This is a genomic window from Treponema succinifaciens DSM 2489, from assembly GCF_000195275.1.
Lineage (GTDB): Bacteria > Spirochaetota > Spirochaetia > Treponematales > Treponemataceae > Treponema_D > Treponema_D succinifaciens.
On sequence record NC_015385.1, the window covers coordinates 1,272,060 to 1,283,953 of the forward strand.

8 protein-coding genes, 1 rRNA gene and 1 pseudogene are annotated in these 11,894 nt (G+C 34.6%); 9 read left to right on the top strand and 1 reads right to left on the bottom strand.

Annotation, left to right across the window (positions count from 1 at the left end; translation table 11 throughout):
- The first annotated feature begins 19 nt into the window (after positions 1-19).
- A 5S ribosomal RNA gene (gene rrf, locus TRESU_RS06060) occupies positions 20-128 on the top strand.
- Between the two features lie 283 nt (positions 129-411).
- On the opposite strand, the pseudogene TRESU_RS06065 reads toward rrf, so the two are convergent.
- Positions 412-627 (bottom strand): annotated as a pseudogene (locus TRESU_RS06065) (HU family DNA-binding protein); the annotation flags it as partial.
- 243 nt (positions 628-870) lie between these two features.
- Here TRESU_RS06065 and TRESU_RS06070 point away from each other — a divergent pair.
- The 8 genes from TRESU_RS06070 to TRESU_RS15805 all read left to right on the top strand — a co-directional run bounded on the left by TRESU_RS06070 (position 871) and on the right by TRESU_RS15805 (position 11,724).
- A complete protein-coding gene (locus tag TRESU_RS06070; RefSeq protein ID WP_041612277.1) occupies positions 871-1,083 on the top strand; it encodes a helix-turn-helix domain-containing protein in 213 nt (70 codons plus the stop codon).
- A gap of 12 nt (positions 1,084-1,095) precedes the next feature.
- Positions 1,096-2,904 (top strand): GmrSD restriction endonuclease domain-containing protein, encoded by a 1,809-nt coding sequence (locus TRESU_RS06075; RefSeq protein WP_013701389.1) that lies wholly within the window; start codon positions 1,096-1,098, stop codon positions 2,902-2,904.
- Between the two features lie 19 nt (positions 2,905-2,923).
- Positions 2,924-5,833: a DEAD/DEAH box helicase gene (locus TRESU_RS06080; RefSeq protein WP_013701390.1), complete on the top strand. Its 2,910-nt coding sequence runs from the start codon at positions 2,924-2,926 to the stop codon at positions 5,831-5,833.
- Positions 5,834-6,886: a virulence RhuM family protein gene (locus TRESU_RS06085; RefSeq protein WP_013701391.1), complete on the top strand. Its 1,053-nt coding sequence runs from the start codon at positions 5,834-5,836 to the stop codon at positions 6,884-6,886.
- The gene (locus tag TRESU_RS06090; RefSeq protein WP_013701392.1) at positions 6,876-8,891 is read left to right on the top strand and encodes a site-specific DNA-methyltransferase; all 2,016 of its coding nucleotides are present in this window, start codon (positions 6,876-6,878) and stop codon (positions 8,889-8,891) included. The genes TRESU_RS06085 and TRESU_RS06090 overlap by 11 nt, the downstream gene beginning before the upstream one ends.
- A 15-nt stretch (positions 8,892-8,906) precedes the next feature.
- Complete coding sequence (locus TRESU_RS06095; RefSeq protein WP_013701393.1) at positions 8,907-10,697, top strand: hypothetical protein; 1,791 nt, start codon at positions 8,907-8,909, stop codon at positions 10,695-10,697.
- Between the two features lies 1 nt (position 10,698).
- On the top strand, positions 10,699-11,337 hold the full coding sequence (locus tag TRESU_RS06100; RefSeq protein WP_052299552.1) for a DUF1016 N-terminal domain-containing protein: 639 nt from the start codon (positions 10,699-10,701) through the stop codon (positions 11,335-11,337).
- A gap of 261 nt (positions 11,338-11,598) precedes the next feature.
- A complete protein-coding gene (locus tag TRESU_RS15805; protein WP_273352739.1) occupies positions 11,599-11,724 on the top strand; it encodes a hypothetical protein in 126 nt (41 codons plus the stop codon).
- The last annotated feature ends 170 nt before the right edge of the window (positions 11,725-11,894 follow it).

Below are 11,894 nucleotides of genomic sequence, written 5' to 3' on the forward strand. Positions count from 1 at the left end.
GAAAGTATATTTTCTTAACTACGGTAGCCAAAGTGAAGAGGTAATACCCGTTCCCATACCGAACACGGAAGTCAAGCTCTTCTACGCCGATGATACTGCTAACGCGGGAAAGTAGGAAGCTGCCGTGTTTTTATTTTAAACGCTTTTCTTTTTTTTCAATCAATAAAAATCTTATATTTTTAATATTTTAGTTATTATATGCTTTAAAAAACTTTATAATTCTTCACTCCGTTAGGACATATAGAGCAAGGCGGCTATAAAACTTCATTTTGTTTTGTAATGATGGATTCAGGTCATTGAGTTTTTTGATTGAAATAATTGATGAGCCTGGATTAAAATAATCCGGAGGACAAGCAAATGAGAAAAACTATAAAAATTTTTTCTTTGATTCTACTATGTTTATTCTTTATTTCATGTTTCGAAGCCTTTGGATGAAAATGAAAGTTTTACGCGACCAAAGTTACCTAACTGAATTTTGAAACCATTATTAAGATACTGAGGCAATTTTCTTACCAAAGATGTAAGAACAGCTTCAACGTCAGTTACGTTTAATGTACAAGCATCGGAAATATCCTTTGCCAAGTCCATTACTGTAAGCTCTTCCATGTACTGTGGAGCAGCATAAAATTTTTTTTCATCAGTATTAAGGGAATTTTACCCATCTTTATTTCCAGAAGTTGCAGCCAGTGCAATTCCTACACCTAGTGCAATTGCTGCTAACCCCAAAGCTGCCCAACCAGAAAAATCATAGGTCATTCTATGACACCGTTGTGTGATAAACTTCTACAAATAACGGGAATAAAAATATTTTGCGAAATCGTGATATTTTACACACTTAAAACACAAAGTTGTGGTATAATCTTCTATAATATGCAAGTAGACTATACAAAGCTTTGGGCTCGTTATAAAGAAATGGGACACAAGAATAAAACAGACCTTATTGAGATGGCAGGAATTTCAACGAATATCCTTGCCAAACTGACTAAGGGAGAGTTTATTTCCATGGATAGTATTCAACGTATTTGCAAGGCCCTAAATTGCGATGTGGGCGATATATGTGTAATTAATAAAGTAGAAGATTAAAAGGAATATAAAATGGCACAGTATAACGTAAACAATATTATGGTTAGTTCACTTCTTTCTAGTATTAGAGATGGAACTATTGCAATTCCTGAAATACAGAGACCTTTTGTTTGGGACCCTACAAAGGTTCGTGATTTAATTGATTCATTATATAAAGGATATCCTGTTGGATATATTATTGTTTGGCAGAATCCCGATGTAAAACTTAAAGATGGAACTATTTCTTCTGGAAAGAAAATCATTATTGATGGTCAGCAGAGAATTACTGCATTAACCGCTGCAATTGTTGGACTTGAAGTTGTTGGTGCTGATTATAAAAAGAAGAGAATTAAGATTGCATTTAATCCAAAAGAAGAAAAATTTGAAACTTGTAACCCTGCTATTGAGAAAGATATTCAATGGATTGCAGATATATCAACTGTTTTACAGCCTGGTTTTGATGCTTTCTCTTTTGTAAATGAATATTGTGATAAAAACAAAATCACGGATAATGCTGAAAAAAGTTCTATTAACAAGGTGATCAATACTTTAAGTCAGATTCAGAACAATAGCCTTGGTGTAATAGATCTTTCTTCTAGTCTTGATATTGATAGTGTCACAGATATTTTTATTCGAATCAACTCTAAAGGCAAAGTCCTTTCACAAGCAGATTTTGCTATGTCAAAGATATCTTCAAATGAAAGATATAAAGGTGATTTAATCCGTAAGACTATAGATTATTTTTGTCATCTTCTTCAGAATCCTGGTGATTTCGATACTATAAAAAATAATGATTCTGAGTTTGCAAATACGGATGAGTTTAAGGCAATTGCTTGGATAAAAGATGAAAACGAAGATATTTATGAACCAGATTATACAGACCTTTTGAGAGTTGCATTTACTTCAAAATTCCATCGTGGTAAACTGGCTGACCTTGTAAGTTTGTTAAGTGGACGTGATTTTAAGACTCGTGAATTTAAAGAAGAAATTGCTGAACAGTCATTTAAAGACTTAAAAGAAAGTGTTTTGCAATTTGTAAATAAGACTAACTTCCAAAGATATTTAATGATTGTAAAATCTACAGGAATTATAGATTCATCACTTGTTCGTTCTGATAACGTTATGAATTTCGGTTACATTCTCTACCTTGCTCTTAGAGAAAAGAAAATCGATGCTGTCATTATAGAAAGGGCTGTAAGACGTTGGCTTGTACTTACTATTCTTACAGGAAGATATTCTGGCTCTCCTGAGTCTATGTTTAATTACGATATTACACGATTTGTGGATGCAGCAGATCCAATTGATTATATTGAACAGACTGAAGCCGGCGTTCTTTCTGAAGCATTCTGGAGCAATGTACTTATTACAAGACTGAACACAGCTGTTGCAAGTAGTCCATTTTATAATGTTTATCTTATGGCTCAGGTCAAATCTGGAGATAAGGGATTCCTTTCAGAACAAATTGATGTTAAGTCAATGATTGAACAGAGAGGAGATATTCATCACTTGTTCCCTAAACAGTATCTTATCAATAATGGAATTAGAGATAAGGGCATGTATAATCAAATTGCAAATTATGTTTATTTACAATCCGAAATAAACATCAAAGTAAAAGATACAGCACCAAATGAATATATGGCTACAGTCCTCCAACAGTGTGAAGATAAAAAGCCTGTATATGGTGGAATTGTAGATAAAAATGAGCTTATGCAGAATCTTAAGGCAAATTGTGTACCTGAGGATTTTATTAAAATGGATGTAAAAGATTTTAATAGATTCCTTGATATGAGACGTAAACTTATGGCAGCTAAAATCAAAGATTATTACGAAAGTTTGAAATAGAAAAAGGAAATTAATAAAAATGCTTCATACAATGATTCAAAAATCATGCAAAAAATGGTTATCTTCTAGTGATTGCAAAATAAAAAACTTGATTTCCTATATGATTTCTACAGGGGAACTTCGCGACGCGCAGATAGAAGCAATAAAAACATATCTTTTTTTAAAAATAGCCTGTGACAATAAGCCACTTTATGAACTCTTTTGCAATGGCGCTTTTAATTCTCTTTCAGAGGAAGATTTGAATAGCATGGAGCTTTCTACACTAGCCCGCGAGACTCTTTTTCATAATAAAGCGGCCCTTGCATTGTATGAATATGCATCACAGAAAAACGAAAAGGGAGCGCAGGTTTCTGTAAAACTTACAGATGAAATAAAAAAGAATCCACAAAATATAAATTACGAAACCATATTCAAAAAAATATTCTATGGCGTTACTTATTCCGATTATCTTTTCAGTCTTCCAATGGGTGCCGGAAAAACATTTTTGATGGCAGCTTTTATTTATCTTGATTTGTATTTTGCAATGCAGAATCCTGATGACAGCCGATTTGCCAGAAACTTCATTATTTTGGCTCCGTCAGGCTTAAAAACTTCGGTTATTCCAAGCCTTAGAACAATTCAGGAATTTAATCCGGCCTGGGTTTTGCCTGAACCAACAGCGAGCGAAATAAAGAGACAAATGATTTTTGAAGTGTTGGATGAAAACAAATCTGCAAAAAAATCAAATAGAACTAAAAATCCAAATGTACAGAAGCTGGCTTTACATCAGCCATTTGAGGATTTAACAGGCCTTGTGGCTGTAACAAATGCAGAAAAGGTTATTCTTGACGGACTTGTTCGTGCAGAACAGGGAGAATTATTTGAAGAAAGTTCGGAAACAAAAGACCGTGAGGCAAATGAACTTCGTTACTGGATTGGGAAGCTCCCACAGCTTTCTGTTTTTATCGACGAGGTTCATCATGCAACAGATGGTGACATAAAACTCCGCTCTGTGGTGAACCGTTGGGCAAATGGTGAAAAGAAAAATGTGACAAATGTAATCGGCTTTTCTGGTACACCATACTTGGATAAAGCAGAAAAAATACCTGTTACAGATTCTCTTTCTGTTGCCTCGTCTGATATTTCTAATACCGTTTATTATTATCCGCTTGTAGACGCAATAGGAAACTTCTTGAAATATCCAATCGTAAAGGTTTCTGACAATAAAGACAGTATGCAGATTGTTGAAAGCGGCGTACGTGAATTCTTACAAAAATATAAAGACACCATTTATGACCGCCCGCCACGCACACTGCAGGCTAAACTTGCGGTTTATTGCGGAAAAGGAATAGATTTTCTTGAAGAAGAAGTTTATCCGTTTATTTCAAATCTCATCATGGAGTACGGACTGAATCCTAATGAGCATATTTTACGCTATCATGACGGAAATAAAAATCATCCTAAGCCACAGGATAGTGATTATCAGTTCAGGATTCTTGATAGAAGCGAATCAAAAATACGAATAATTCTCCTTTGTCAGATTGGAAAAGAAGGATGGAACTGCCGGAGCCTTGCAGGGGTAATTCTTTCGCAAGAGGGGGATTGTCCTACAAATATGGTTTTGCAAACTTCATGTAGATGTTTGCGTCAGGTTGAGCGTGGTAAAAAAGAAACTGCCTTAATATATTTAAATGACTCAAATGCTGAAAAACTTAAAAAGCAACTTGAGCAACAGCAGCATATCAATCTTGATGAATTCCAGAAGGGCTCAAGAGGTGCTACCGAAACGCTTAACAGATATAATCGTACTGAGCATTTAAAGCTTCCTCCAATACCGCTGTATCAGTATTCAATCAAATATGACACTCTGCTTGTGGAAGAGCCTAATACTGATAATGTTATTTCAAATGCTGTAAAAAATTCTGAACAGAAAGCAGTTATAAATAAACAGTTTGATGTCAGGAAAGCAGATTTCACAAATATCGATATTGATTCTTCTGAGCATGGAAAACTTCCGGCACGATACAATACTTGGCTTTATGAAATAGCGAGAGAGAGTTTTGGTTTTGTAACAGTTGCAAAACTCCATGAACATGACAAGGCATTGCGCAAGGTCTTTAATGAAGTCTCATATAAAGCTGATGGCGAGACATATTTCAGTTCTCATTATGACATACAAAAATTAAATTCACTCATCAGAACTGCCTTTTATGAAAAACGAGATTTTTCTGTCAGAGAAGAATTTATCAAAGAATCAGTAAGATTGCTGTGCATAGAACAGTTTTCGCCACAAGTCGAAGTTGCGTCATCTAAAATTAAAGATTATTACCCTGAAGAAATCGAAGTTCAAAAGATAATTGACGCAGATAAATCTGGAAAAACTGAAATTGATGAAAAGACAAAAGCTGCCGTTACAGCCCTCCGTGCAGCAGGTTTAAATAAAGAGGCTGATGATATTGAAAATAAGGCTTGCCCTTTTCCAAATAAAGACCGGTCTTTTCATTACCTTCCATATAAAACAGACAGCTTTTTTGAACAGAAATTTCTTAACGAAGTATTAAAGGAAGAGTGTGTATCAAAATACAATCTTGAAGTTTATTATAACGGAGACCGCATGCTGACTGATTTTAGGATTCACTGTTATAAAAAAACTGAAAAAGATTGGGCAAATGTCGGTGAATATACACCTGATTTTATCATCTTGCAAAGGAAATCAGAAAACGAAGTCGGAAAAGTTTTAATTGTTGAAACAAAAGGCAGTTTGTATGCAAATGACCCGAATTTCATTGCTCGTCGGGAATTTGTTGAGCAATATTTTATAAAGATGAACAATGAAAAAACAGGTGCTGAAAAATTCTCATATCTTTATCTGCAAGATAATGAGTCGGACGAAGAAAGAATTAAAAAGACAATCATACATGTTAATGCATTTTTTGGGGAGGGAAAGTAAATGGCAAAGAAGCAAAAAAAAGAAGTTACAATTAGAAGTTCCGCAGCTGAATACTTAACTTTTGTGGCAGCCAATGGGGATGATAAAAATAGTGTAGAAGTCCGCTACGAAGATGAAAACATTTGGATTACACAAAAAATGCTTGCTATTTTGTATGATGTTGATGTCCGAACAATAAATTATCATATCAAGAAGATTTTTGATGACTCAGAACTAGAAGAAGCTTCAGTTATCCGAAATTTTCGGATAACTGCCGCAGACGGTAAATCTTATGACACAAAGCATTATAATCTTCAGATGATAATTGCCGTTGGTTTTAAAGTTAATTCTGAGCGTGCAGTTCAGTTTAGAAAATGGATAAATCAGATTGCAAAGGATTATACGATTAAAGGCTGGGTTATGGATGAAGAGCGGCTTAAAAACGGCGGCTCCATTCTTACTGAAGATTATTTTGAAGAACAACTTGAACGAATTCGTGAAATACGGGCAAGTGAGCGCAAGTTTTATCAGAAAGTAACGGATATTTATGCAACATCAATTGATTATGACAGGGATGCAGCTTCTACAAAACGCTTTTATGCAACAGTCCAGAATAAAATGCATTTTGCGGTTCACGGGCATACAGCAGCAGAACTTATCGTAGAACGAGCAAATGCAGAAAAACCGCACATGGGGCTGACTACATGGAAGGACGCTCCGAACGGAAAAATAAAGAAAAGCGATGTAACGATTGCAAAGAATTATCTTTCGGAATTTGAGCTTTCTCAGTTGAACCGCATGGTTACAGCTTATCTTGACTTTGCGGAAAATATGGCATTACGAAAAATCCCTCTCACAATGGCAGACTGGGAAAAAAGGTTGAACGGCTTTATTCAGATGTTTGAATACGGACTTTTGCAGGATGCTGGAAAAGTCAGTGCAGAAATTGCAAAGCTTCATGCCGAAACTGAGTTTGAAAAATACCGCATTGTGCAGGATAGACTGTATAAAAGCGATTATGACTTATATTTGGAAGAATTAGAACGCAAAATGGAGATCAAAAATGCCAATTAAATACATCCCATACACTCCGGAGCCGATTGAAGGGCAGGCTCTTTTAGATAATTTTACTCGCACTCTCCGTTATAAAGGAAACTATGATATAAAAGGTAAACTTATACGCGGTATGCCTTTGTATGAAATGCAGACTGTTGAAACTTTCGGCGATAAAGAAAAAGCAAAGCAGAACCTTGTGATTCGCGGGGAATGTGTTTCTGCGTGTGCCTATCTTAAAGAAAAAGGTATTCTTGTTGATTTAGTTTACATTGACCCGCCCTTTGCAAGCGGAGCTGATTATTCCAAGACCGTTTACATCCGTCAGAATCCCAAGTTGGCAAAGGCTTTGAAGCAGGCAGAAGAAGAACTTGAAATTGAAGATTTGAAAAGTTTTGAAGAAAAAATGTACGGTGATGTTTGGAATAAAGAAAAATACTTGAACTGGATGTATGAAAACCTGTGCGCCATAAAAAGCGTGATGAGTGAAACTGCCAGTATTTATGTTCATCTGGATTATCATATTGGTCATTATGTAAAGATTTTGATGGATGAGATTTTTGGTGAAGATAATTTTAGGAGCGAAATAATTTGGAAAAGAGCAACGGCTCATAGTGATTCAGGCTTTTTTGGTAACAATTATGATATGATTTATTTTTACACAAAATCTGATTCAGCAATTTTTAATACAATTTTTCAAGATTATGATGAAAAATATATTGCTCGTTTTAAATACAAAGATCCAGATGGACGATTATGGGATAGTGGTAATCCAACTGCTAAAGGATTGCAAGGCGGTGGATATGATTATGAATATGATGGTTATAGAACGCTATGGCGTTATCCATACGAAACTCTAAAGAAAATGGATGAAGAAGGGCGACTATACAGAACAAAAAATGGTGGAATAAGAACAAAAGTTTATCTTGATGAATTAAAGGGAATGCCATGCCAAGCATTATGGACAGATATAAATGCCGTTAATTCCCAAGCAGATGAACGCATTGACTACGCCACACAAAAACCTGAAGCCCTGCTTGAACGCATCATTAAAGCATCTTCCGATGAAAATATGCTTGTTGCAGATTTCTTCGGCGGTTCTGGTGTAACGGCAGCTGTAGCAAATAAACTTAACCGCCGTTTCATTCACTGCGATGTGGGCATCAATTCAATCCAGACCGTGCGCGACCGCTTGATTGCTCAGAAAGAGACCCCGAATCATGTTCGGGGTGACGTGAATTTCTCAGTTTTGGAAATAAAAGACGGCGTTTCTCTTTTCCGTAATCCCGTTCAGACTATGGAAAAACTAAAGTCTCTCGTACCCGGGCTTGGAAAAATGGAAGGGCTTTCAGACTTTTGGGCGGGCTGTATAGAAAGTATAAAAGACGGCACTGTTCCAGTTTATCTTCCGGATTTAAAAAACAGTGAGTGCAAGATTTTAGACAAGCCGTTTATGAGCCGCATCCTGCATGAGCATCTGGGAAATCTTCCTTTCACTCCAAGTCGTGTCATTATCTATTATGTTGATGTGGTTGACATTTCAGAAATTGAAGAATTCGTCAAAGCAGACAAATCAACCCTTGCTAAAATTGAATTCCGCGACTTAAAAGAACTGCTTGATGACATAGTAATTGAAGACACCGCAGATTTTGAAGTGAGCGAAATTCAGGAAGAACTAATTCCGGAATACAAGCTGACCATAAAATCATTTATGAGCGACCGGGTTATGCGTCACATAAACGCCTACAATCAAAAATGCGAGCTCAATTCCAAAGGCAAAAAGTTCAAGCCGATTGTCATTTCAGAAGAAGGTCTGGAACTCATCGAATGGATCAGCGTGGATTGTACTGCAACAGAAGGTGAGTGGCATTCAGATTCAGAAATCAAAATAGACAAACTCGGTTTTGTTATTAAGAATGGTATAAAGACAAAAGAATTCTGGGACGGTGCAATCAAGAGTGAAACAAAACCGCTGCGTCTGAAAATCAGGAATATCTGTGGGGATGAAACTGTTTGGAAGGTATAAGGAGAGATGTAACTTATGAAAAAGTTTCTTTTAGGGGTTTTGGGCACTGTTATTGCAGGCATATTTGTAGCTTTATTTACTTTGTACATAAACAAAGAAAAAATAGATGTGAAATATAATCTTTCAGCGCCAATTTCTATTCCATCTGAAAAAGATTATGTGCAACAGTTAAGAATTCAAAATGTTGGAAACGCAACTGCAGAAAACTTAGTAATTACATTGAATGGTAACATTCAAAAATATGAAATAAAAAAATATTCAGAACAAGATAATATTCAAGAATTTGAACTGACTGATAGTAATGGGAAACAGATTTGTTATTCAAAACTTCCAAAGGACGGTTCTATCATTATAACAATGAATATTAATGGTTCAGATTCCTTAAAAATAGATATTAAGCATGATAAAGGAAAAGCAACAGAAGTTTTTTCTTCTCAAACAAAGGTTGGATTTGCATTGATTTTTTTTGCTGTATCTATGTTGTTTTATTTGTTATTTGGTGTAAAAAATCTTATCGACGATTATTGGATTACTTCTATTTTACAATATCACCGAAAGAAAATATTTTCTCGTGACAAACCATTTTTATTGTCAGAATCGCGATGGAAAGAAATACGAGGAATGGCAATTGAGAATGAAATAGCATCTATAAAAAGAGATTACTTCATTTCTGCAAAAGGATTGCAAGAGTCATCTGCCCTAAATTACTTGAATAATGATAAAATAAATAAATTAAAACTTGATAATGAGGAACAGAAAAAAATTATTTCAGCTGTAAAAGATTATTTTCTCAACGAATTTCGAAATTTGCGTAATATGTTGTATAGTAAAAATGATTATGTGGAAATCCTTTCAATTTCTAAACCTGATTTGGTAGAAGAATCTGTTTGGCTAATTGAAAGGGAAAAAACACTCTTATTATATGAGGAATTTATAAAATCCAAATGCTATGAGATTTACGATGTTTCGAAAATTGTTCAAGTTATTGAAGATGCATTAGATATAAATATAATTTCTGACATCGAAAAAAACAAAATTACGCAAGATATAAAACAGTGGTGGCTAAAAAATCTAAAGCAGTGGATAAATGGATTATCATCAGATTCTGATAAAAAGTATATAGAACAATTTTTTCAAACAGAGAAACCTAATTATTTTACACAATTTGAGTGGGACTCTATAAAAAATATTGCAAATGATAAATATTTGGAAATAATTTTGTATGAACTTTCTTATTCATCAAAGAATGACTATGAAAAAATATTGAGAAAAGAAAAGCATGAAATAAACTATTTACCAGAAGATTGTTGTAAAAAAATAAAAAAATATACAGAGCAATTGTATTGCTTATCCATAATGGAAGATTCACTTATTCTATCCCATAAAGAGTTAGTAGATAAATATGATTTTACTTTATTAGAATCTAAAAGAATAACAGCGATTCTTAAGTTGATTGACAAAGCTCAATCTATAGAAAAACTATTAAATTCTCCCGTAGAGGGTATTGATAAATTAGAAATTCCAGAAAGTGTAGAAAAATCATTTTGGAATTCAATAATTGAATACAGAACTAAAAACGCTGAATTAAATGACAAACTTCAAGAAGTAAATAATGAAGAGTTAAAGCTGAAAGTAAAAATCGAAAAAGTCTTAAGCCAATTAACCTTTATAAATACAATTTTGGATTCACCAGATGAGATTGATAGAATTGAAGATTATGAAGATTTATTTTCCAAAGGAAATTATGAGAATTTAAGAAAAATCAAAGACTTATTAGAAAGTAATAATACAAGAGAAAAGGAATAAAATGAACCAAGAACTGATCACCGCTGTAGAAGCAGTAAAAAAAACAATTTTACAGTCTCAGTATCAGGCAGCGAAGGAAACTACTCGCGTTCAGCTAATTCTTTATTATGGCATTGGTCGTTATCTTTCTTCAAAAAAAGGAAAAAAAAACTGGGGAACAAGCGTTCTTGAAACCATAAGTTCTCAACTTAGAAAGGAACTGCCTGGATTACGCGGATTTTCGGCTACAAGTCTTAAGAAAATGCGTCTTTTTTATGAAAACTGGAATTTCTTAGAAGATTCTGATTCGTCCGTTATGACGGACGAATTGCCCGAAAAACTTAATTCGTCAGACACGTCTGACGAATTAACAGCAATAATTCCAATTTCGGATTTTAAGCTTTCGGGAATCAATCTTGCAGACTTTCCTGTAGAAGATTTTTTCAAAGTTCCTTTTTCTCATCATATAGCAATTTTCAGCAAAGTAAAAAATCTTCAGGAACGCTACTATTACATTTATCGAGTTGTAGAAGAAAACTTACAGGTAGATACTCCAGTAACAAGTGAGGAAATCAAAGCCGTCGCCGAGCGGATCAATAGAAAACTCGCCGAAATAAATGGCCTTGATGACGAAGATTCAAAAAACGTAAAAAAAAACTGAAGAAAGCAAAACGCCAGATTGAAAAGGATTATCTTCCAAGAAAAGAAAAATACGAAAAAGCAGACGCCACTTTTAATAACAGAAACAGCTACTCAAAGACAGACGAAGACGCAACTTTCATGCGGATGAAGGAAGACCACATGATCAATGGTCAGCTCAAACCAGAAGTATTAACAACTATCATGGATTGATAGTTGTTAATGTTTATAGTTGAAGTACAAGGAGGAGTCTTCGAGTGCCAGCGTATTTAAGCTTTTGAAAATGAAAAAGACAGATATTTTGATTTCAATATTTATGATGACCCTTGCCGGCTGCTCTGGAAAAAATAAAACGGCAGATAAATCCCTTGGAAAACAGACTGTATGGTTGGCGAATCCGATTCATTAATCATCTGCAGAAGAAATTGTAGAACAGTTGAACGTAAAGTTCGCGGTTCCGAAAATGGCAGATAATAAAATCTAAATTTAGAAGTGAACAATGTTTTTCCCGGGGAATTTTCCTCGGGATTTTTTGTGTGAATAAAAATTCATTTATCTTATTTCAATTGATACTATCTG